Below are 20,817 nucleotides of genomic sequence, written 5' to 3'. Positions count from 1 at the left end.
ACCGCGCTTCGGCGCGGGGGGCGATCGATATTGTGATGGTAATCACACCATGCTTGTATAACTGGCACGGTTTGTGTGTCGGTTGTCTCCCAAGCATTGGCGCGCCGTCCTGAGGGGGAAGGACATGCCGGACCCGGGAAAAACCCACACAGGCAGCAGTTTGCGCCCGCTGTGGAACGCTGCCCGCGTTGCCGGGGCCTGGGCGTGATGGTGCGCGAAACCGAGTCCTGGCAATGGCTGGCAGAGGGCGTGCCCGCGCTGGCGATGGCGCTGCTGCTGGGGTTGTTCGCGCTGGTCATCGTCCTGCTGGCGCGCCCCGGCGACTGGGGTACGCAGGCCGTCCGGCTGATGCCGGCGTCCGACGCACGGGAATCGACTGGCGCGACCCTGCCGGTTTCCGGTCGCAGCGACGCGCATGCCGTAGCGCGTCTGCAGTTAGAGAACGTTCCACGACAACCTGGGGAACCCAGGCGCATGGTGTGGCTCGCACGCGAGCCGGTGGCTGCGGTCTGGCTGCAGGGTCCGGGCTGGCGCAGCCCGCCCCGGAGATTCTTCGCGCCCGATGCGGACGAGGGCCTCGTCCCGGGCGCCTATCTGTTTCCGCTTCCGGATTCGGCCGGCGGTGAGATCGAACTGCACGCCAGCGGCGATGTCGCGTTGGCACTGAAGCCCCACCTGATCGGGGAAGACGACGCGATCCGCCTGACCCAGCGGACGGTCGCGCTGAGCATGCTGGTCTACGCCGGGACTTTCAGCCTGGCGCTGGTGGCAGTAGCGCTGTCATGGACCGTGCGCGAGCGCTACTTCCTGAGCCTGGCCACCGCCGCGATCCTGTCCGGGTTGGTGTTCGGGGCCTGCAACGGTCACCTGTACACCGTGCCTGGCCTGCGGTTGCTGGGCGGGCTGGGCGAACGCGGGCTGTGGGGCCTGTCATTGGCCTGCACCGCAGCGGTACTGGCGCTGGTGTCGCAGGTCGCCGATCGGCAACGCTCGAACCAGCAGCGCTTGATACAGGGCATGGTCCTCGTGCTTGCGATTTCCGCCATGGTGCTGATGGCCGGGGTTGCGCAGCTCGCCCCATGGGGCCCGTACATCGTGCAAGCCGGGCTGACGCTGGCCGGTGCCGCTGCGTTGTTCGCGCTCTCCGGTGCGGTGTGGCAACGAATCCCGATGGCGCTGCCTGCGCTGGCCCTGTCGTTGCTCACGCTGACGGCACTGGCGGCACGCCTGATGTTGCAGGAGAGCGTCGGCGCAGTGGTGGCGTGGACGCGCTACGGCTACCAGCTCGCATTGCTCGCCTTGCTGGTGGTATTGGGGCTGGGCTTGATCGCGCGCATCGGCTCGTATCGCGAGCAGCGCGACCGGGAACGCAATGCGCGGGTCGCGTCGGAACGCCGCATGCAGCGCGAGGCTGGCCGAACCGCGCTCACGCGCGTGCTGCAGGCGCGCTTGCGCGAACTGGCGCCCGCGGACGTGGAATGGACCGCGTTCCGCCTGATGCTCGAGCACCTGCTTCCGCACGTCACGGCGGTGAGCGCCGCGGTGATCGCGCACGGTTACCACGGTCGCGACGTCTTGGTGACCGAGCCGATCGACGACCGTCGCCTGGTCGAAGGCCTGGAAGGCACGCGCCTGCTGATGCTCAAGCGCCAGTCCCTGTCCGGGCGGCCGCTGCAGCACGCGCTGGCCGGCGACGCCCGCCGCACGATCGAAGCGGTCGTGCCGGTTGCGGTGGGCGCCCAAGGCTGGGGCGCGTTGTTGCTGCAGCGCGTCGGAGGCGCGGAATTCGACGACGACGAGCTCGCCACCGCGGCCGAATTCGTGCGTCTGACGGTGCTGCATGCGAACGAGGCGGTGGCGACCCAGGCGCTCAAGCGCACCGCCGAGCTGGACGGGCTGACCGGAACGCTGAACCGGCGCAGCATCGACCAGTGGCTCGCACGCGAGTCGGGCCGCCGGCACGGCGAGCGCACGTTGTCGCTGCTGTTCATCGATATCGACCATTTCAAGCGCATCAACGACCTGCACGGCCACGCCTGCGGCGACCATTGTCTGCGCACGATCGCCGCGGCGCTGCGCACGGGTCTGCGCGCGCAGGACGTGCTCGGCCGCTACGGTGGCGAGGAGTTCATCGCCCTGCTGCCCGACTGCGACGTCGCGACGGCGCGCGGGATCGCAGAAGCCCTGCGGATCAGCGTGGAGGACTGCGTGGTGGAATGGCAGGGCAGCCGGCTGCGCCTGTCGGTCAGCGTCGGCGTGGCCACCCGCGCGCCGGGCGAACAGCCCGCCGCCCTGGTCGACCGCGCGGACCGGGCGCTGTACGTGGCCAAGCGAGAGGGGCGCAATCGCATTTCGGTCGGTCCGGCGGTTTTCCCCGGCTGAGCAATCCGTAAGCTGGGGGGATGTCCGCACCCACTCCCGGCGCCGGTTCGAGCGCCGACACCCGCGCCCTGCTTGCGATGCTCGCCGGTGCCGCGCTCATCGGCACCAACGCCTTGATGGTGCGGGCATCGCAGGTGCCGCCGACGATCTCGGCGTTCTGGCGGATGCTGTTCGCCGGCCTGTTCCTGTGCCTGCTGGTCGGCCTGCGCGGCCAGTGGCGAGCGTTGCCGCATCGCGTCTGGGTCTGGTGCCTGCTGCCGGCAGTGGCGTTCGCCGCCGACCTGTGGCTTTGGCATCGCAGCATCCTGCTGGTAGGCCCCGGCCTGGCGACCCTGCTGGGCAATGCACAGGTGTTCTTCATGGCGCTGGCCGGCGCCCTGCTGTTCGGGGAACGGGTCGGCCCGCGATTCCTGCTCGGGCTGGTGCTGACAATCGCCGGCCTGTGGCTGTTGCTGGGGCAGGGCTGGTCCAGCCTGCCGCAGGATTACCGCTGGGGCGTCTGGCTGGGGCTGGCCACGGGCCTGTGCTATGCGGTGTACAACGTCAGCTTGCGCACGACCCAGCGGCGCGCGGCGGACGCGGACTCGCGGATCGAGGTCGCGCAGATCCTGGCGCTGGCGTCGCTGGGTAGCGCGGGTGTGCTTGCCGTCGCGGGCGTGGCCGAGGGGGCTTCGTTCGTCATTCCGGGGGTGCGATCGCTGCTGGCGTTGCTGGCCCTGGCGGTGTTCGGGCACGGACTGGCGTGGATCCTGATCTCGAAGGCCATGGGGCGGCTGCCGATCGCGCTGGTCGGCCTGTTGCTGCTGCTGCAGCCGATCATCGCCTTCCTGCTCGACGTGGCCCTGCTGGACCGCGCGACCATGCCGCGCGAATGGGCGGGTCTGGCAGTCAGCCTGGCGGGCATCTTCGTCTCCGGCCTGAAGGGACGCGAACGGCTGCCCGCACAGCCGGCGTGAGCGCGCGTTGTACCGCTCTGCGCGGTTGATCCGCCAGCCGCAGGCCGCATAACAGGGGAAACCTTCCGGGAGTACTCCATGTTCGGCATTGGCGCCTACAAGCAACGCATGGTCGACCCGGCCCGCGCACTGCCGGGTCGCACCACGGAAATGCCGCTGCGCAACGTGCACCACGTGCACGGTCGGCCGCTGCGCGGCGACTCCGGAGATGGGTCGAAGGCAAGCTTCCCCGGCTTGCAGAAGGTGCAGTTCGGCATGGGCTGCTTCTGGGGCGCCGAGCGCAAGTTCTGGTCGCTGCCCGGCGTGATCACCACCGCGGTCGGTTATGCCGGGGGCTATACGCCGAATGCGACCTATCGCGAAGTCTGCAGCGGCGAGACCGGGCATGCGGAAGTGGTGCTGGTGGTGTACGACGAGGCGCAAACCTCGTTCGACACCCTGCTCAAGACGTTCTGGGAGAACCACGATCCGACCCAGGGCATGCGCCAGGGCAACGACACCGGCACCCAATACCGTTCGGCGATCTATTGCGACACGCAGGTGCAATACGATGCGGCCATCGCCAGCCGCGATGCGTACCAGCGCAAGTTGCGCGACGCGGGGCTGGGCGAGATCACCACCGAGATCGTGTTTCCCGCGCCGCCGTTCTACTATGCGGAAGACGAGCACCAGCAGTACCTGTCGAAGAACCCCGCCGGCTACTGCGGGCTTGGCGGGACCGGGGTGAGTTGTCCGGTGGGCGTCTCGCTCGAATCCTGATCACCGGTCGCGTTCCGGTCAGCAGCCGGACGCGCCCGCGGCGGACAACAATCGGCCGGGTGTACATCTACTCCGCAACGATGCGGCAGGCGTAGATCAGTTCGCACGCGCCCGCGCCCATGTCGTCGCGGGTCAGCGAGCTGCGCCATTTCCAGCCGTCGTCCGCGATCACTTCGACCAGCCAGCCGTCGATGCGTACCCGCTGCCCGTTGCGTACCCGGCGCAACGCACCGGCTGCGGCCGGATCGGCCGGGATGATGTGCATGTTGGCGCTCGACTTCGCGATCTCGCGCGACGGGATCGGCGGGCTGTCGCGCCAGCGGTAGTGGTACCAGCGCCCGCGCTGCTCGATGTCGAGCCTGGCCAGGACCTCCTCGTCGCGCATCCGGCCCCAGCCCAGGGCCAGGTCGGTCGGCGAGAAATCGGCTTCGCGTCCATAGGCATAGTCGCGACGCGACAGCACCCGCGCGTCGATGCTGAAACCGGCTAGCGGATTGAGCCTGGCCGATTCGATGGTCACCGCTGGAAACGCGGCGGGCAGCGGCGACTGCAGTGGCTCGCCGCCATCGCCTGCGCGCGGTGGCGGCGGACATAGCGGGTTCGCACCCGGGGCACGGACACCCACCGCCGCGGAAACGGCGCGCACCTCCGGCGCGGGCGGGACGCGGGGGGACAGCGGCGAATACCACCATCCGGCTGCTCCGGCCAGCACGCCAAGGATCACCCAGCCGCGCAGGCCCATGCTCAGGCCGCGTCGTCGAAGTCGGCGGGCGGCGCACCGTCGCACGCGCGATCGTGCGTCGCTTCGGTGCGTGTGCGATCGGCTTCGATGTCCACGCGCTCCGCCCCGTGGCGTGGCCCGCTGGTCAGTGCCACGGATGCAGCCGCAGCGCGACAGGGGGGCAACACAATTTATGGCCGGAAGTCTGCATTTATCTTGCCTGGTTGTCCTCGCGGTCCGGACTGTTCCGGGGTCGCGACGCCAGCGACTGTGCCAGCGAATCGCAGAACCGGCAAAGCCGGGGCGATTGGTCTTTGCTGCGCCGGGTCCACGCCTGGGCTATGGTCGTCCGGTCATAGACGGAAACCAAACGCATGAACTCCCGCTGCCTGCTGCTGTTCCTGCTGTGCGCCACCGCGCCCGCGCTCTCGGCGCAGCCCCCGAGAGCCGGCAAATGGGCCGAAGAATCCGCGGCAATCGAACGCGTGATCCGCGAGATGCAGGGCGCCTGGAACCGCGGCGATTTCCGCGGCTACATGCAGGGATTCCAGAATCCCGGCGTGGTGTTCGTGTCGAAGGGGCGCTTTCAGCGCGACTGGCAGGGCACGCTCGACCACTACATATCGGACTACGGCGCATCCGCCGACACTCGTGGCACGCTGTGCTTCTATGACATCCGCATCCAGCCGCTGGCGGCCGATGCCGCGCAGCTGATCAGCCGCTACCGCCTGCTGCGCCCTGCACAGCCGCAGTACGGCATCAACACCCGGCTGATGCGCAAGATCGACGGGCGCTGGGTGATCGCGCTCAATCACGTCTCGGCAGTGGACACCCCCGACCCAACCGATACTGCGCTGCATGCGGCTTGCGACGGCAAGGCGGCAAAGCACGAGTGACGGGGCGCCTATTCGCTGCGCCTTAGCAGATCGACCAGTTCCTGCTTCCAGAACTTCGCCCAGGTGTGCGTGCCGTGGCCGCGTGTCTCCGGTGACTGCGGGATCAGGACATACCGGGTCGTGCGCAGCTGCGGCAGCGCGCGTTCGGCCAGCCCCAGTTCCGGCGGGTTGATGAAATCGTCGGCGGAATTGATCCAGGTCATCGGTGCAACGATCTTCGCCAGCCCGGAGGAGGGATCGTAGTTGCGCGAGGCGTCGAGCTGGTAGAGGAAGTCGTTGGCGTCGCGGCGCGCGAGATCCTGAGCAATGCGCTCTTCGAAGTAGCGATCGACCGAGTCCCGATCGGGATACTGCGCCTGCATGTACCAGGGCGCCGCGCCCGCCAGCAGGGTGAGGCTCGACGCGGTGCGCATGCCCTGTAGCGGGGGCTGGGCGTAGTCGCCCTGCTGCCACGCCGGATCGGCGCGGAGCGCATCCATCGCCGCCTTGCGCCACAGCCGGTTGCGACCGGCGATCTGCGCCGGCTGGCATGCCATCGGCATGAACGCGCGCGCGGCCTGCGGATGCTTCTGCGCCCACACGAAGATGTGCATGCAGCCCATCGAGGTGCCGAACATCAGCCGCAATCGCTCCACACCGAGGCCTTCGGCCAGCAACCGGCGCTGCGCCTCGACCATGTCGTCGTAGTCGTACTTCGGAAAGCGCATGCGCAAGCCGTCGCTCGGCTTCGACGAGCCGCCGTGGCCGATGTTGTCGGGCAGGATGATGTAGTGGCGCGATGTATCCAGCGGTTGGCCGGGACCGAACAGCTCGTCGGCGAACTGCGGCTGCAGGAACTGCGCACCGGAGCCTCCGGTGCCGTGCAGGATCATCACCGCGTTGTCGACCCGCCCCTGGGCGTCCTTGCGCGGTACGCCCAGCGCGCGGTAGTGCATGCGTAGCTCGGGAAGTCTTTCGCCGGAGCCAAAGCGGAAGTCGCGCACGATGAAGTCGCCTTCCTTGACCTCGGGGGCCTGGGTGACTGCGTGCGCGGCAGGAGCGACGAGCAGGGCGCAACCCAGCAGCAGATGGATCAGAGGACGCAAGGCAGTTCTCCCTCGATGGCGTGGGCGGACGATTCCGGGCAAGCACCGGTGGGCGACATCAGGCGGCGGCGCGAATCCATCAACGTGTTGCTTTCCAGCCCGGTCCCCGCACCACCCGCCCGGGCGTCGCGCCGGTGTGTGCGCCATCGCGTACCACGCACACACCGTTGATCCAGACCTGGCGTACCCCGGCCGCGTACTGCATGGGCTTGGCGAAGCTGGCATGGTCCTGGATGGTGGCCGGATCGAATACGACGATGTCCGCATGGCAGCCCGGATCCAGGCAGCCGCGGCTGGCGAGTTTCCAGTTGCGCGCGGGCAGCGCGGTGACGCGGCGTACCGCTTCCTGCACGCTCAACAACTGTTCCTCGCGCACGTATCGCGCGAACAGGCGGGCGAAATTGCCGTAGGCACGTGGGTGGGTGCTGCCTTTCAGGAACACGCCTTCCGGGGCTTCCGATGCGCCATCCGAGCCCAGGCTGACCCAGGGCTGGCGCAGGCCCAGGCGCACGTTGTCCTCGCTCATCGAGAAGAACACCACGCCGACACGCGATTCGTCCCCGGCGATGAGATCGACGATGGTCGTGGCCAGATCGGTGCCGCGCTGCTCGGCCACCTCGGCCAGCGTGCGGCCGGTCAGCGGCTTGAGCGATTCGGAGCGGAACTGCACCAGCAGCGTGCGCCGCAGCGCATCGAGTTCGGCAGGGTTGCGCCTGGCGATTTCGGCCTTGACGTCCGTGATCGCCCTGCCGCGCTGCACCGGGTCCTTCAGCCGCGCGATACGCTCACCCGCGCCGCCCTCGCGGACCCATTTGGGCAGCTGCGTATCCAGGCCGGTGGAACTGGCGGGGTACAGGTACATGTCCGCGGTCACCGGTTGCCCGGCTTCGCGCGCGGCTTCGATGTGGGCGATCGCCTGCGCCATCTTCGGCCAGTTGCGCACGCCGCTGGCCTTGAGGTGGTAGGCCTCGGCGTGCACGCCGGCGGCGCGGCCGATGGCGATCAGCTCATCGATCGATTCGAGTAGCTTCTCGCCTTCGTCGCGGATGTGGGAGATGTAGCCGCCGCCGGATTCGCCGGCTGCCTTCGCAAGCGCGACGAGTTCCGAGGTCTCGGCGTTGGTCGCCGGTTCGTAGATCAACGACGAGCCCACGCCCAGCGCGCCTTCGCGCATCGCCTGCCGCACCAGCGCCTGCATGCGCGCCACCTCTTCCGCCGTGGCCGCACGCGGCGCGTTGCCGATCACGTTCTGGCGCACAGTGGTGGCACCCACGAACGAGGCAACGTTGGGCGTCACCCCCTTGCGTTCCAGGTGCTCGAGATAGCCCCCGAACGAGTCCCAGGTGATGTCGTAACGGATGTCATCCTGCAGCTGAAGCATCTCGGTCTTCATCGCCGGGGTCAGCGGTCCGCCCGAAGTGCCTTCGCCGAAGATTTCCAGGGTGACCCCTTGCAGCGTGTCGCTCATGCCGCGGCCGTCCTCGATCAGCGCGTCGCCGGCCCACGACAGGATGTTGATGAAGCCCGGTGCGACGGCGAGGCCGTGTGCGTCGACGATCTCATTCGCGTCCGCGGGCGCGCCGGGTGCCAACAGTTCGACGACGCGGTCGCCGCGTATCGCCACGTCGACCCGCTTCGGCGCCTCGCCGCTGCCGTCGTAAACCACGCCGTTGCGGATCAGCAGGTCGTAGGGCTTTGCGGTGGGGGCCGGAGATGGCGCCGAAGCGCAGGCGGCCAGCAGAACGCTGGCGAGCAGGAGAGGAGTGCGCATCGCGTGCCCCGTTGAAGCCAGGGGCTGATGCTAGCGCCAAGCGGCGAACCGGGGCTGGGGCGCGCTGGGCGGGTTTGCCGGTACGGTCGCGCCCGGCGTCAAGCGCGCCGTGCGGGTGCCGGCGTTTTCCGGGTGCGGCCCGGCCCGGCGGGATGCTGTTCCCGACTGGGTAGGAACAAATCTGCCGGCAGCTCCTGGAACACCTGTGCCAGCTTCAGCAGGAAGTCGCCCATCGCCGAACTGCGACGCCAGACCATCGCGATCCTGCGGCTGGGGCGCGAATCGCTGAAGCGCAGAAGGTGGATATTGTCCGAGCGTGCAACCGGAGGCTTGATCGCGAGCGTCGGCAGCAGGGTGACGCCGACGTTGGCGGCCACCATCTGGCGCAGGGTTTCCAGGCTGGTGGCCTGGAACCCGCTCTTCTCGCCGGCTCCGGCCAACTGGCACACGTCCAGCGCCTGGTCGCGCAGACAGTGGCCGTCTTCGAGCAGCAGCAGCTTCTGCTGCGAGAGGTCCTTCAGCGCAAGCGAAGACGCTTTCGCCAGCGGATGGCCCTCCGGCACGGCCAGCAGGAACGGTTCCTCGAACAGGAATTCGGCGTGCAGCTGGTCGTCGTGCAGAGGCAGCGCCAGCAGTGCCGCATCGAGCCGGCCCTCGCGCAGGCGGGATAGCAGCACATCGCTTTTTTCCTCGACCAGCAACAGCTCCAGCTGGGGGAACCGCGCGCGGATGCCGGGCACGACATGCGGCAACAGGTACGGGCCGAGGGTGGGGAACATGCCGAGCCTTACGGTGCCGGCTTCCGGATCCTGGCTGCGGCGCGCGGCCTCCTTCATCTGCTCCACGTCGGCCACGATCTTGCGTGCGCGATCGGCGATGTCGCGGCCGGCGGGCGTGAGCATGACCTTGCGCGGCGCGCGTTCGACCACGGCCACGCCCAGTTCCTCTTCCAGTTTCCGGATCTGGGTCGAGAGCGTGGGCTGGCTGACGAAGCAGGCCGCGGCCGCCTTGCCGAAATGCCTGTGGTCGGCCAGGGCCACTAGGTAACGCAGGTCGCGCAGGTTCATATCAATAGTTTATTCCTATCGGGCACATAAGAACAATTGAATTGTCATATTTATGCTGCGCTGCAATAATCACATCGTGGGCGGTGACCGCGCCCAGAACCTTCCCCCATCCACATCAAGGAGCTGCAATGCTGACCGTCGGCGACAAGCTGCCGGCCTTCAAGCTGAAGGCCACCGTCTCGAACGACCTGAACAACGCGTTCGTGGACATCGACAACGACACCTACAAGGGCAAGTGGCTGGTGCTGTTCTTCTACCCGAAGGACTTCACCTTCGTGTGCCCGACCGAGCTGACCGGGTTCGCCCGACTCGACCAGGCGTTCAAGGACCGCGACGCCCAGCTGCTGACCGGCTCCACCGATAGCGAGTTCGTGCACCACGCCTGGCGCACCCACCACAAGGACCTGAGCACCCTGCCGTTCCCGATGCTGGCCGACATCAAGCGCGAACTGGTGACCGCGCTGGGCGTGCTGGACAAGGAAGAGGGTGTCGCCCAGCGTGCGACCTTCATCGTCGATCCGCACGGCGTGATCCAGTTCGTGTACGTGACCTCCGGCTCGGTCGGTCGCAACCCGGACGAAGTGCTCCGGGTGCTCGATGCGCTGCAGACCGACGAACTGTGCCCCTGCAACTGGAAAGCCGGCGAGGAAGTGCTCAAGGCCGCCTGACGCCATCGCCCCTTCCGCGCACGCGGAAAGGGCAGAGCTTGGGCAACCTGCGGACAGCAACACCGCGTCGCGACTCCCTCCCTCGCACGGCGCACGGTCCGCGGGTATCGCCCCGAAGGCGGCTTCGGCCGCCTTCGTTTTGTCCGCGACAGCGGCCCGCCCGATTCTGCCGCGCCATAGCCTTCGAGCGTCGCGTTTCCGCGCGGGCTCAGCCATGGGCTCGTTCCTGGCGCCCACCGTTCCCGCCGTGGGCCAGCGGAATCGCTGGACGGCGCTTCGCCATCTCAACTGGAGACTCCATGTCCCTCACCGAACTGCGCAACACCCTTCCCGATTACGCCAAGGACCTCAGGCTCAACCTCGACTCGGTCCTGGGCGAAACCGGATCGCCCGGCATCGATGGCAAGCAGATCCGCGCGATCGCGCTGGCGTCGGCGATCGCCTCGCGCCACGCCCCGCTGGTCGCCGCCGTCGAAGCCTTCGCCGCCGAGCAGCTATCGGCCGAGGAGATCAACGGGGCGAAGGCCGCCGCCGCGATCATGGCGATGAACAATGTCTATTACCGCGCCACTCACCTGATCGAAAACGACGAGTACGCGACGCTGCGCGCCGGCCTGCGCATGAACGTGATGGCCAGTCCGGGCATCGACAAGATCACCTTCGAGCTGGCTTCGCTGGCGGTCTCCGCGATCAACGGCTGCGGCATGTGCATGGCCTCGCACGAGAAGACCATCCGCAAGCACGAGGTGAGCGCGCAGGGTGTGCAGAGCGCCCTGAAGATCGCCGCGGTGATCCACGCGGTCGCGGTGACGGCAGAACTGGCGTAAGGCGGACCCGCGACCAGGCGGCAGAGTCCAGCCGGCATGGCCCCGGTGTGACACGACGGGCAGGACCTTCGGCCGATTCCGCGGGTCCGGGTGGATCGGTATGCTCCGGCGCTTTGCCCTGGAGTTCCGACGCGATGACCGCGATCCACCGCCCCCCCGCCAAGCACATGCTGGCCGCTTCCCTGCTCGTTGCTGCCGGCCTGGTGCACGCCCAGGAGGTGCCGAAAGGACCGTTGCCGCGCACCGTCGTGCCCGAGCTGGTGCAGCTGGAACTCAAGCTCGATCCGAAGCAGGCGGAGTTCAGCGGCCGCACCCGCATCCAGGCCAGGGTCGCGCAGGCCACCGATGTGGTCTGGATGCACGGGCGCGGGCTGAAAATCGGCAAAGCCGAGGCGACGTTGGCCGACGGCCGCAAGATCGCGCTGCGCGCAAGCGATGCGGATGTGTCCGGCGTGCTCAGACTGCAGGCCGCCGAACAGATCCCTGCCGGCGAAGCCACCATCGACATCGAGTACGACGCGCGCTTCGGCGAGCTGCAGGGCGCCTATCGGGTGAAGCCCGATGGCAACGATTACATCGTCACCCAGATGGAACCGCTGGGCGCGCGCAACACCTTTCCGGGCTTCGACGAACCCAGCTTCAAGCAGCCCTGGGAGATCAGCCTGATCGTGCCCGAGGACGACGTCGCGGTCGCCAACAGCGCCGAGGCGAAGACCGAGCGCCTGGGCGATGGCTGGAAGAAGGTGACGTTCAACCGCACCGAAGCGCTGCCGAGCTATCTGATCGCCTTCGCCGTCGGTCCATGGGATGTCCCGGCCGGCCCCGATATCCCCGCCAGCGGCGTGCGTAGCGCGCCGGTGAAGCTGCGCGGCATCGCGGCCAAGGGGCAGGGCGGACGCATGCGCTACTCACTCGCCAATACCGGGGTGATCGTCACCGCGCTCGAGGACTACTTCGGAACCCCGTATCCGTTCGACAAGCTCGACAACCTTGCCGCGCCGGATTTCTGGGCGGGCGCGATGGAGAACGCCGGCCTGATCGTCTACCGCGACAGCCTGATGTTCCCCGATGAAAACTCGCCGGTCGGCCAGCGCCAGGCGTTCTGGGGCGTGAGCGCGCACGAACTGGCGCACCAGTGGTTCGGCGATCTGGTCACGATGAAGTGGTGGGACGACCTGTGGCTCAACGAGGGCTTCGCCACCTGGATGGGCAACAAGATCCACGGCCAGCTGCAGCCGCAGGCGCATACCGACCGCAGGCTGCTGGAAGGCGCGATCGAGGCGATGGGCGCCGACAGCCTGGCCAGTTCGCGCCGCGTGCATGAGCCGATCGGCGACTTCACCCAGATCCAGTCGGCCTTCGACGGCATCACCTACCAGAAGGGCGGCGCCACGCTGAACATGTTCGAGCAGTACATCGGCGCCGGGAAGTTCCGCGACGGTATCCGCACCTATCTGAAGACGCATGCGCGCGGCAATGCCACCAGCGCCGCCCTGATCGCGGCGGTCGCGGCGCAGGGCACGGATCCGGCGGCGATCGAATCGGCGTTCAAGAGCTACATCGATCAGGCCGGCGTTCCCTTCCTGAAGATCGATCTCGAATGCGGCGCCGGCAAGCCCGCGCTGATCGTGCACCAGCAGCGCTATCTGCCGCTGGGGTCCGCTGCGAACGCCAGCCAGACTTGGGGCGTGCCGCTCGCGGTGCGCTATCGCGACGGCGATACCGTACGCGAGGAAAAGGCCATCCTGAGCGGTGCGCAGTCGCGCTTCGAGCTTGAGCAGGCGCAGTCCTGCCCGGCCTGGGTCATGCCCAATGCACACGGCAACGGCTACTACCGCTTCTCGCTGACGCCGGCGCTGCAGGACAAGCTGTCCGGCGCCTTCGCCGAGCTCGACGAGCGCGAACAGCGCATGTACGCCGATTCGGTCACGGCCGCCTATGGCGCGGGCCAGCTCACCCCGTCGCAGCTGCTGCAGGCGCTGCCGCAATTCACCACCGCCAAGGTGCGCCAGACCGTCACAGCGGGCATGGACAGCATAGGTTGGATGGAGGAATACCTGCTCCAGGACGAGGCGCAGCGCAGCGCGTTCCGCGCGCAGGCCGCAGCGCTGTACCGACCGCGACTGGACGCGCTTGGTCTGGTCCCACGCGAGCGCGAAGAAGAAGACCAGCGCCTGCTGCGCAACAGTCTGATCAACGCGTTCGCCTTCGACTTCAAGGATCAGAAGACCCGCGAGTACCTGAAATCGCAGGGCGACAAGGTCCTCGGCCTCGCCGGCGACGGCACGCCGGGCGATGGCCGTCTGTACAAGGACGCGGTGCCGCAGGAGCTGCGCGGCGCCGCGATCGCAGTGGCTGTGGCGGAAGGTGGCGCGCAGGCGTTCGATCTGGCGGAGCGGCATTTCCGCGCGGAGCAGGATCCCACCCTGCGCGGACAGCTGCTCGGCGCCATGGGTCGGGTGCAGGATCCCGCGCTCGCCGAGCGCGCGCGCGGCTTCGTGTTCGAGGACGGCCTGCTGCGCCGCAACGAGATCTTCGGCGCGGTCGGCGGCCAGGTCGAGCACGAGGCGCTGCGCCCGGCGGTTCGCGAGTGGATCGATGAGCACTTCACCACGCTGGAGGCGAAGCTGTCGCCCGCCGGCGCCGCGCTGATCCACCTGTATTCGGCAGGCATGTGCAGCAGCGCGGATGCCGCCGAACTGGAATCGAAGTTCGCCGCGCGCATGGCGAAGATCGAGGGCGGGCCGCTGGAACTCAAGCAGCAGGTCGAGGGCATCAGGCTGTGCGAAGCGCAGTTGCGGGCACGCCACGGACAGCCACTGGAGTTCGCGCGGCGCTGAGCGTTCGACCCCGTGGGAGCGGCTTCGGCCGCGAATGCCTTTGACCTTGCTCGTATGGGCTCCAAACGCATTCGCGAGCAAGCTCGCTCCCACGGGAGCGTTTCAGGGCATCCGCTAGGATGGCCGCCATGAAGCCTCCGACATCGGCGACGCCAGAATCGCTGCTCGCGTCCGCGTCGCTGCGGATCGACCGGGTCGACGCCGAATGGCTGTTGCTGCATGCCCTGCAGCAGTCGCACGGCTGGCTGTTCGCACATCGCAACGATCCGCTCGATCCAGTGGTGGCCAGCGCATTCGAAACCCTGGTCCGGCGGCGCATGGTCGGTGAGCCGGTGGCCTATCTCACCGGAACGCGCGGGTTCTGGTCGCTGGCGCTGGAAGTCGATCCGGCGGTGCTGATCCCGCGCCCGGAAACCGAATTGCTGGTGGAACTGGCATTGGAACGCCTGTCGGCACGCGAGCCGCTCCGCGTCGCCGATCTGGGCACCGGAAGCGGCGCAATCGCGCTGGCCATCGCCCACGAACGACCGCTTGCACGGGTGGTTGGCGTGGACGCCAGCGTCGCCGCGCTGGAACTGGCCGGACGCAATGCCCGCCGCCTGGATCTGCCGAATGTCGCGTTCCGCGCCGGCGACTGGTGCGAGCCGCTGCACGGCGAGCATTACGACCTGGTGGCGAGCAATCCGCCTTACATCGCTACCGGCGATCCGCACCTGTCGCGCGGCGACCTGCGCTTCGAGCCAGCCATGGCGCTGGCATCGGGCATCGACGGCCTGGACGCGATCCGCCGCATCGTGCGCGATGCGCCCGCGCACCTGGCGCCGCACGGCTGGTTGCTGCTCGAACACGGCTGGGAGCAGGGCGCGGCAGTGCGCGCGCTGATGCAAGAAGCGGGATTATGCGACATCGCCACGCACCAGGATCTGGAACGCCGCGATCGCGTCACCCTGGGACGCAGTCGCAGCTAGGCGCGCCGCTTCGGCAGCTGGAACATTCAATGGGCAATGGGAGCGCCGATGCGGCGCTCCCCGCAGGGGCCTCGCACCCGAATCGCTAGACTGGGGCTTTCCGCACCGGACTGGACCATGCTGCGCGAGCTGTATCCCGAGATCGAACCCTACGCCACCGGCACATTGCAGGTCGATGCCCGCCACACCCTGTACTACGAGCAATGCGGCAATCCCGATGGCAAGCCGGTGGTGCTGCTGCACGGCGGGCCGGGCGCGGGCAGCAATGCGAAGATGCGCCGTTTCCACGACCCGGCGAAGTACCGGATCGTGCTGTTCGACCAGCGCGGCGCCGGCCGCTCCAGGCCGCATGCCGACCTGGTCGACAACACCACCTGGGACCTGGTCGCCGACATCGAGCAGCTGCGCGCATTGCTGGGCATCGAACGCTGGCAGGTATTCGGCGGTTCCTGGGGCTCGACCCTGGCGCTGGCCTATGCCCAGACCCACCCGCAGCGCGTCGCCGAACTGGTCCTGCGCGGCATCTTCATGCTGCGGCGCTGGGAACTGGAGTGGTTCTACCAGCAGGGCGCCTCGCGCCTGTTCCCCGATGCCTGGGAGCATTACCTGGCGCCGATTCCCCAGGCCGAGCGGGGCGACCTGATCGCGGCCTACCACCGGCGCCTGACCAGCGACGACGAAGCCATCCGACTCGAAGCGGCGCGGGCGTGGAGCATCTGGGAAGGCGGTACCAGCTATCTGCACATCGACCCGAATTACGCGACCAGCCACGGCGATCCGAAGTTCGCGCTGGCTTTCGCGCGCATCGAGAACCATTACTTCGTCAACCGCGGCTTTTTCGAAGTCGAGGACCAGCTGCTGCGCGACGCGCACAAGATCGCCGACATCCCGGGAGTGATCGTGCACGGGCGCTACGACGTGGTCTGCCCGATCCAGAGCGCCTGGGAGCTGCACAAGGCCTGGCCGAAGGCAGAACTCATCGTCAGCCCGGCCTCGGGACACTCCGCCTTCGAAGCGGAAAACGTGGATGCCCTGGTGCGCACGACCGATCGGTTCGCCTGAGCCGCCATTTCCTTCTTTCCCGGACAACACAAATGAGCGAAGACGACGCGATCGTGGTCAAGGACAGCAACGGCACCCGCCTGAGCGACGGCGATTCGGTGACTGTGATCAAGGATCTCAAGGTCAAGGGCACATCGGTCACGCTCAAGCGCGGCACCTTGGCCCGGAACATCCGGCTGACCGACGATGCGGCCCTGATCGAATGCAACGTCGACAAGGTCAAGGGCCTGGTGCTGCGCACCGAGTTCGTCAAGAAGGCCTGAGCTGCGACGACGGCCGCTCCTGCGCTAGGCCGGCCTACACCACGATCGGCTCGTCGGCGCGGCTGCCGTCGGGGTTGTGCTCGATCATCCACAGTCCGGCCCAGAGCTTGAGGTCCAGCTCGAAGCCCTCGGCGTGCTTGCGCATCAGCCAGGCCGGAGCCTGGTGGCGCGGTACGGCATGCACGGTGATGTCCTCGCTGCCGACACCGCCGCCTGCCCCCACCTGTTTCAGATTGCGGGCCCGGACGAAGGCGATGCGTTCGTTGCTCATGCCCGACGAGGTCGGGCCGATGAGCAGGACATCGACCGTGCCCGGTTCCCAGCCGGTTTCCTCGATCAGCTCGCGGCGCGCGGCGTCTTCCAGGGTGTCATGGTCGTGGTCGTCGCCCACCAGGCCGGCCGGCATCTCGATGGTGCGCGCGCCCAGCGGCACGCGGAACTGCTCGACGAACAGGACCGCGTCGTCCGGGGTCACCGCGATCACAATCACCGCCATTCCCTGGCCGTGGGTGCGCTCGCACGATTCCCAGCGGCCGCGGCGGACCAGGCGCAGCCAGTCGCCTTCGTACAGGATGGTGCGATCGTCGTTCATGCCCCGATGCTAACCGGCGCCGGTGGCAGAAGCATGCGTGGACGCCGATGCATCAGGCCGAACCCACCGGAATGGTCCATTCGATCCCGGCCGCCGCATGCAGCCGGCGCCGCGTCATCGGTCCGAAGCCGACACCTTCGGCCAGAGTCGTCAGCATGCCCGCGTCGGCCGTCTGCCGCGCAAACGGTGCGGCGCCCTCGGGCAACGGCGCATCCAGCGCCACCGTGGTCAGCTGTCGCCAGAGCAATGCATGTTCGCGCTGCTCGCGCAGGCGCCCGGCCATCTGCGCCGCACCGCGCAGGCGCAGGAAGGCCACCTCATCGACCCGTGCGATCAGGGTATCCAGATCGCCGAAGTGCGCCAGCAGCACCGCGGCGGATTTGGCGCCGATGCCGCTGACCCCGGGGATGTTGTCGATCGCGTCGCCGGCCAGCGCCAGGTAATCGGCGATCTGGTGCGCGTGCACGCCGTGCCGGGCCTTGACGCCATCGGATCCCCAGCGCTGGCCGCGGCCGAAATCGTACTGTTCGTCATGTTCGCCCAGCAGCTGCGACAGGTCCTTGTCGGCCGACACCACCACGCCGCGGAAGCCCTGCGGACGAACCGCGTGCAGCGCGCTGCCGATCAGGTCGTCGGCTTCGTACTCGCTGTGCCCCAGCGTATGCAGCCCCAGGGCCTGGCACAGCGCCTTGACGTAGGCGAACTGGCGCTTGAGCTCTTCCGGCGCCGGTGGCCGGTTGGCCTTGTACTGCGGGTACAGGGTGTTGCGGAAGCAGGAGTCGAGCGCTTCGTCGAAGGCAACGACGATGTGCTGGGGACGCTCGCGTTCCAGCAGTTCCAGCAGGAAGCGGGCGAAGCCGTGCACCGCGTTGACCGGCCAGCCGTCGGCGTCGTGCCACTGGTCGGGCATCGAATGCCAGGCGCGGAACACGTACAGCGAGGCATCGACCAGGTGCAGGGTGGGGCGACTCATCCCGGCATTGTAGGAGGCCGCCCGGCGAAACGAGCCGGCGGCGCCTATTGCACCACGTCGCTGAGCAGCTCGCGGGGGTCGGGACGTTCGCGTTCGGGCGCTTCGAGCCTGGCCGTGCCGATGTGGATGAACCCGGCGATGCGCTCGTGCTCGCCCAGCCCCAGCCGTTGCAGGAACTCGGCGTCGTAGGCGGGCCACCCGGTCAGCCACTGGGCGCCGAAACCGTGCGCCTGCGCGGCCTGCAGCAGCCCGAAGCAGACGCAGGCTGCGCTCGAGAATCGTTCCGACTCGGGGATCTTCTCGTCCGGCCCCAGCCTGGCCACCACCGCGATCACCAGCGGGGCGTGGTTGAACCGGTTGCGATCCTTTTCGATCGCGCCGGACCCGGCCTGGGGATCGCGCTGCAGGCTGCGGGCGGCGAGAAATTCGCCCAGCGTGGCGCGGGCGGGGCCCGCGATGCGGATGAACCGGAACGGGACCCGCTTGCCATGATCGGGGACCCGCACGGCGGATCCGAGTATCTCCAGCAGGGTATCCGGGTCCGGCCCGGGCTCGCCGAGCTGCCGGGCTGGGACCGAACGCCGGTCGAGGAGTTCCAACGATGCCATCGGGTGTCCTTTGCGATGCCGGTCACAGACGGGGCCTGATTCTTCTGTGATCGTAGTGACGGGGATACTCACATTGTTGCGCACCATGACCGTATCGGACGACATTGGTCAGCCGGGCTCCGGCCAGCCGAAGACCGCCGCCGCGCGCGATCCGCGCGCGCTGTTCGACGAGCTCAGGCGCGATTCGGCTGATCAGCTTGCGAATATGTTCGACGGCTTCTTCGAGGCGGTCGAGGAGCAGGCCAGGCTGGCCTGGCTGGGCAACACCGCTTCGCGCTCGCGGCAGCTGGACTGCGAGGCCGCGGGCGCCGTGCGCGAGCGCGCGGACCGTTTCCTGACCAACTACCGGGAACGCATCGAACGCAATTTCGACCGCTGGCAGCGGATGGAGATCGCGGTCGTCGATACCCGCGCCCTGAGCCTGATGTCGGAAAACCAGCTGCAGATGCAGCTGATGGCGCAGTCCATGAGCGCCGAGCTGATGCGCCAGGTGGCCGGCGCGTTCGAGGCGCTGGATGGGCGGATGACCAATCTGGCGCTTTCGCTGGGCGCGACCCAGCGCATGCCGGGTCCGTTGCGGCCCGCGGCCATCATCGATGCCTTCATCGCCAGCTTCCGCAGCGACGATCTCAGCTACGACCTGCGGTCGATGGTGTTCCGGCATTACGAAAAGCGTCTGATGCCGACTTTGTCCTTCCTGTACGCCCGGCTCAACAGCCGCCTGGCGGAGGCGGGCCTGTCCTCGCAGGTCCATGACCCGCGACACGCCGTTCCGTTCGGCGCGACGCCCGAAGCGCCTCCCGCCACCGGCGCCTGGGTGCCGGATGGTGGCGTGGTCGAATTCGCCCGACCGCGACCGATCGCCGCGCCACAGGCGCCTGCACCGGCCAACGAATCGCCGCCCGCCGGGCGCCCGGCGCCGCAGCCAGCGGAAGGCATGCCGATGCGTTATCGCGATATCGTGCGCGATCGCCTGCGCGAATGGCGCAACAACGTGGGTATCGCGACCGCCGAGCCGCGGGGTGCAGGCTCGGTGCTGGGCACCGCCGAAGTGCGCAGCGTCGCCAACCTGCTGCAGGGCGACGACCCGGGCGCCTTCGCGCGCGTGCTGGACGGCGCCGACACTCGGGGCATGCCGGTGGCGATCCGCGAATCGCTGGCGCAAGGCGCCCGCCAGCTTGGCCTTGCCTCCGGCCCGCTGCATTTCGCGCCGGACGAGGAAGACGCGATCGACCTGGTCGGCATGCTGTTCCAGTCGATCGGAGACAGCAGCCTGCTCGCGGAGGGAGCGGCCAGCCTCTACGGCCGGCTGGTGATGCCGTATCTGCGCCTGGCGCTGACCGACGACAGTCTGTTCAACCGGCGCACGCATCCCGCGCGCCGGTTGCTGGACGCGCTCACCGAGGCCTGCGAAGCCGATCCGGACGACACCGGGTACGAGCGCGAGAACATCGCCTTCGCGTCGCAGGTGGTCGAGCGCCTGGTGACCGGCTACCGCGAAGAGCTGGAGATCTTCGTGCTGGCCGCGGACGAGCTGCAGCAGTTCCAGGAGCAGCGGCGTCGGCGCGCGGAGTTGGCCGAACGCCGCGCCGCCGAAGCGTTGCACGGGCGCGAACGCCTGCTGCAGGCGCGCGCCGCGAGCGCGGAGCACGTGACGGCGATGCTTGCGCGCCCGTTGAGCGCGGCGTTCGCCGGTTTCTTCGACAGTCAGTGGCGGCATGCGCTCGAGCAGGCCTTCCTGCGTGATGGCGTGACGTCGTCGCGCTGGACCGAACTGCGCAGCTTCGGCGAAAACCTGGCGGTGCTCGACCGGGACGCGGCGCAGGCCCTGCACGGCGAACTGGCTGCGCGCTGGCTGGCAATTGAGCCGGAGGTGTCGGCATGTTGCCGGGTGGCCGGCCTCGACCAGGGCGGCACCGATCAGGTGCTGGCGCGCATGATCTTCGCACTCGCCCATCCCGACACGCCGCGCGCCGCGTCCGAGCCAGGTACGTCCGACAGCGTGGAGGAAGGGGCGGCCGGTCAACTGGCTTCGCTGCAGATCATCGGAGGCACGGCCACCGTACCGCACGACCCTGCCACGGCCGCACGCATGCGGCGCCTGCGCGTGGATCAGGCGATGGGCCTGGTGGATGAGCAGGGACGCGAGTCCTACGCCAGGGTGGCCTGGATCAGCCCGCTGACAGGGCGGCTGCTGGTGGTCAACCGCCGCGGCCAGCGCAAGCTGGTGGTCTCTCCCGAGCAGCTCGCCTCCCTGGTCGATGCCGGGCGCGTGGTACTGCGCACGACCGAGGCGCCGTGCGATCTGGCGATGAAGCGGCTCTGGCAGCAACTCAACCAGGCGCAGGCTGCGCCGATGGCCGCCATCGCCTGATTCGC

Annotated in this window: 18 protein-coding genes and 1 pseudogene; 11 read left to right on the top strand and 8 right to left on the bottom strand. The window is 68.3% G+C overall.

Features of this window, described 5'->3' with window-relative positions; all coding sequences use genetic code 11:
* The first annotated feature begins 207 nt into the window (after positions 1–207).
* The 3 genes from MC380_RS14450 (at position 208) to msrA (ending at position 4,097) form a co-directional block, all read left to right on the top strand.
* Positions 208–2,382, top strand: a complete 2,175-nt coding sequence (locus MC380_RS14450) for a GGDEF domain-containing protein (RefSeq protein ID WP_242165921.1) — start codon at positions 208–210, stop codon at positions 2,380–2,382.
* 20 nt (positions 2,383–2,402) lie between these two features.
* The gene (locus MC380_RS14445) at positions 2,403–3,338 is read left to right on the top strand and encodes a DMT family transporter (protein WP_242165576.1); all 936 of its coding nucleotides are present in this window, start codon (positions 2,403–2,405) and stop codon (positions 3,336–3,338) included.
* Positions 3,339–3,416: 78 nt separating this feature from the next.
* On the top strand, positions 3,417–4,097 hold the full coding sequence (gene msrA / locus MC380_RS14440) for a peptide-methionine (S)-S-oxide reductase MsrA (protein ID WP_242104692.1): 681 nt from the start codon (positions 3,417–3,419) through the stop codon (positions 4,095–4,097).
* Between the two features lie 67 nt (positions 4,098–4,164).
* On the opposite strand, the gene MC380_RS14435 is transcribed toward msrA, so the two are convergent.
* Complete coding sequence (locus MC380_RS14435; RefSeq protein WP_242165574.1) at positions 4,165–4,839, bottom strand: hypothetical protein; 675 nt, start codon at positions 4,837–4,839, stop codon at positions 4,165–4,167.
* Positions 4,840–4,841: 2 nt separating this feature from the next.
* Positions 4,842–4,973, bottom strand: coding sequence for a hypothetical protein (locus MC380_RS17950; RefSeq protein WP_277929562.1), 132 nt, complete (start codon positions 4,971–4,973; stop codon positions 4,842–4,844).
* Positions 4,974–5,192: 219 nt separating this feature from the next.
* Between MC380_RS17950 and MC380_RS14430 the strand changes: the two genes are divergently transcribed.
* Complete coding sequence (locus tag MC380_RS14430) at positions 5,193–5,714, top strand: nuclear transport factor 2 family protein (protein ID WP_242165573.1); 522 nt, start codon at positions 5,193–5,195, stop codon at positions 5,712–5,714.
* 8 nt (positions 5,715–5,722) lie between these two features.
* Here MC380_RS14430 and MC380_RS14425 read toward each other — a convergent pair whose 3' ends face one another.
* The 3 genes from MC380_RS14425 to MC380_RS14415 all read right to left on the bottom strand — a co-directional run bounded on the left by MC380_RS14425 (position 5,723) and on the right by MC380_RS14415 (position 9,637).
* Positions 5,723–6,799 (bottom strand): alpha/beta fold hydrolase, encoded by a 1,077-nt coding sequence (locus MC380_RS14425; RefSeq protein WP_242165571.1) that lies wholly within the window; start codon positions 6,797–6,799, stop codon positions 5,723–5,725.
* Positions 6,800–6,878: 79 nt separating this feature from the next.
* Positions 6,879–8,570 (bottom strand): D-aminoacylase, encoded by a 1,692-nt coding sequence (locus MC380_RS14420; RefSeq protein WP_242165569.1) that lies wholly within the window; start codon positions 8,568–8,570, stop codon positions 6,879–6,881.
* 98 nt (positions 8,571–8,668) lie between these two features.
* Positions 8,669–9,637 carry a LysR substrate-binding domain-containing protein gene (locus MC380_RS14415; RefSeq protein ID WP_242104697.1) on the bottom strand — a complete coding sequence of 323 codons (969 nt, stop codon included), beginning with the start codon at positions 9,635–9,637 and terminating at the stop codon, positions 8,669–8,671.
* Positions 9,638–9,765: 128 nt separating this feature from the next.
* Between MC380_RS14415 and MC380_RS14410 the strand changes: the two genes are divergently transcribed.
* From MC380_RS14410 to MC380_RS14385, 6 genes and pseudogenes are all read left to right on the top strand, one after another.
* The gene (locus tag MC380_RS14410; RefSeq protein ID WP_242104698.1) at positions 9,766–10,305 is read left to right on the top strand and encodes a peroxiredoxin; all 540 of its coding nucleotides are present in this window, start codon (positions 9,766–9,768) and stop codon (positions 10,303–10,305) included.
* 299 nt (positions 10,306–10,604) lie between these two features.
* Positions 10,605–11,132 carry a carboxymuconolactone decarboxylase family protein gene (locus MC380_RS14405; protein ID WP_242165566.1) on the top strand — a complete coding sequence of 176 codons (528 nt, stop codon included), beginning with the start codon at positions 10,605–10,607 and terminating at the stop codon, positions 11,130–11,132.
* A 134-nt stretch (positions 11,133–11,266) separates the two neighbouring features.
* Positions 11,267–13,972 carry a M1 family aminopeptidase gene (locus MC380_RS14400; protein WP_242165564.1) on the top strand — a complete coding sequence of 902 codons (2,706 nt, stop codon included), beginning with the start codon at positions 11,267–11,269 and terminating at the stop codon, positions 13,970–13,972.
* Positions 13,973–14,100: 128 nt separating this feature from the next.
* Positions 14,101–14,940: a peptide chain release factor N(5)-glutamine methyltransferase gene (gene prmC / locus MC380_RS14395; RefSeq protein WP_242165562.1), complete on the top strand. Its 840-nt coding sequence runs from the start codon at positions 14,101–14,103 to the stop codon at positions 14,938–14,940.
* A gap of 120 nt (positions 14,941–15,060) precedes the next feature.
* Positions 15,061–16,002 carry a prolyl aminopeptidase gene (gene pip / locus MC380_RS14390; protein ID WP_242165919.1) on the top strand — a complete coding sequence of 314 codons (942 nt, stop codon included), beginning with the start codon at positions 15,061–15,063 and terminating at the stop codon, positions 16,000–16,002.
* Between the two features lie 53 nt (positions 16,003–16,055).
* Positions 16,056–16,265 (top strand): annotated as a pseudogene (locus MC380_RS14385) (alkylphosphonate utilization protein); the annotation flags it as partial.
* A gap of 34 nt (positions 16,266–16,299) precedes the next feature.
* On the opposite strand, the gene MC380_RS14380 reads toward MC380_RS14385, so the two are convergent.
* Genes MC380_RS14380 through MC380_RS14370 form a run of 3 tightly spaced genes read right to left on the bottom strand, consistent with a single transcriptional unit; the run spans position 16,300 to position 18,438 of the window.
* A complete protein-coding gene (locus MC380_RS14380) occupies positions 16,300–16,857 on the bottom strand; it encodes an NUDIX hydrolase (RefSeq protein ID WP_242104702.1) in 558 nt (185 codons plus the stop codon).
* Positions 16,858–16,909: 52 nt separating this feature from the next.
* Positions 16,910–17,830 carry a 5'-3' exonuclease H3TH domain-containing protein gene (locus tag MC380_RS14375; protein ID WP_242165560.1) on the bottom strand — a complete coding sequence of 307 codons (921 nt, stop codon included), beginning with the start codon at positions 17,828–17,830 and terminating at the stop codon, positions 16,910–16,912.
* Positions 17,831–17,874: 44 nt separating this feature from the next.
* Positions 17,875–18,438, bottom strand: a complete 564-nt coding sequence (locus tag MC380_RS14370; protein WP_242104704.1) for a nitroreductase — start codon at positions 18,436–18,438, stop codon at positions 17,875–17,877.
* Between the two features lie 85 nt (positions 18,439–18,523).
* Between MC380_RS14370 and MC380_RS14365 the strand changes: the two genes are divergently transcribed.
* Positions 18,524–20,812 carry a DUF1631 family protein gene (locus MC380_RS14365; protein WP_242165558.1) on the top strand — a complete coding sequence of 763 codons (2,289 nt, stop codon included), beginning with the start codon at positions 18,524–18,526 and terminating at the stop codon, positions 20,810–20,812.
* Positions 20,813–20,817: the final 5 nt, after the last annotated feature.

This window comes from Lysobacter sp. M15 (genome assembly GCF_022662515.1).
In the GTDB taxonomy this organism is placed as follows: Bacteria; Pseudomonadota; Gammaproteobacteria; order Xanthomonadales; family Xanthomonadaceae; genus JAKPBU01.
This window is presented reverse-complemented; position numbering and strand designations above follow the sequence as displayed.

Coding starts and splice junctions, on each gene's coding strand:
- MC380_RS14450 (WP_242165921.1), top strand. CDS start 208: ATGGTGCGCGAAACCGAGTCCTGGCAATGGCTGGCAGAGGGCGTGCCC.
- MC380_RS14445 (WP_242165576.1), top strand. CDS start 2,403: ATGTCCGCACCCACTCCCGGCGCCGGTTCGAGCGCCGACACCCGCGCC.
- msrA (WP_242104692.1), top strand. CDS start 3,417: ATGTTCGGCATTGGCGCCTACAAGCAACGCATGGTCGACCCGGCCCGC.
- MC380_RS14435 (WP_242165574.1), bottom strand. CDS start 4,839: ATGGGCCTGCGCGGCTGGGTGATCCTTGGCGTGCTGGCCGGAGCAGCC.
- MC380_RS14430 (WP_242165573.1), top strand. CDS start 5,193: ATGAACTCCCGCTGCCTGCTGCTGTTCCTGCTGTGCGCCACCGCGCCC.
- MC380_RS14420 (WP_242165569.1), bottom strand. CDS start 8,570: ATGCGCACTCCTCTCCTGCTCGCCAGCGTTCTGCTGGCCGCCTGCGCT.
- MC380_RS14415 (WP_242104697.1), bottom strand. CDS start 9,637: ATGAACCTGCGCGACCTGCGTTACCTAGTGGCCCTGGCCGACCACAGG.
- MC380_RS14410 (WP_242104698.1), top strand. CDS start 9,766: ATGCTGACCGTCGGCGACAAGCTGCCGGCCTTCAAGCTGAAGGCCACC.
- MC380_RS14405 (WP_242165566.1), top strand. CDS start 10,605: ATGTCCCTCACCGAACTGCGCAACACCCTTCCCGATTACGCCAAGGAC.
- MC380_RS14400 (WP_242165564.1), top strand. CDS start 11,267: ATGACCGCGATCCACCGCCCCCCCGCCAAGCACATGCTGGCCGCTTCC.
- prmC (WP_242165562.1), top strand. CDS start 14,101: ATGAAGCCTCCGACATCGGCGACGCCAGAATCGCTGCTCGCGTCCGCG.
- MC380_RS14380 (WP_242104702.1), bottom strand. CDS start 16,857: ATGAACGACGATCGCACCATCCTGTACGAAGGCGACTGGCTGCGCCTG.
- MC380_RS14375 (WP_242165560.1), bottom strand. CDS start 17,830: ATGAGTCGCCCCACCCTGCACCTGGTCGATGCCTCGCTGTACGTGTTC.
- MC380_RS14370 (WP_242104704.1), bottom strand. CDS start 18,438: ATGGCATCGTTGGAACTCCTCGACCGGCGTTCGGTCCCAGCCCGGCAG.
- MC380_RS14365 (WP_242165558.1), top strand. CDS start 18,524: ATGACCGTATCGGACGACATTGGTCAGCCGGGCTCCGGCCAGCCGAAG.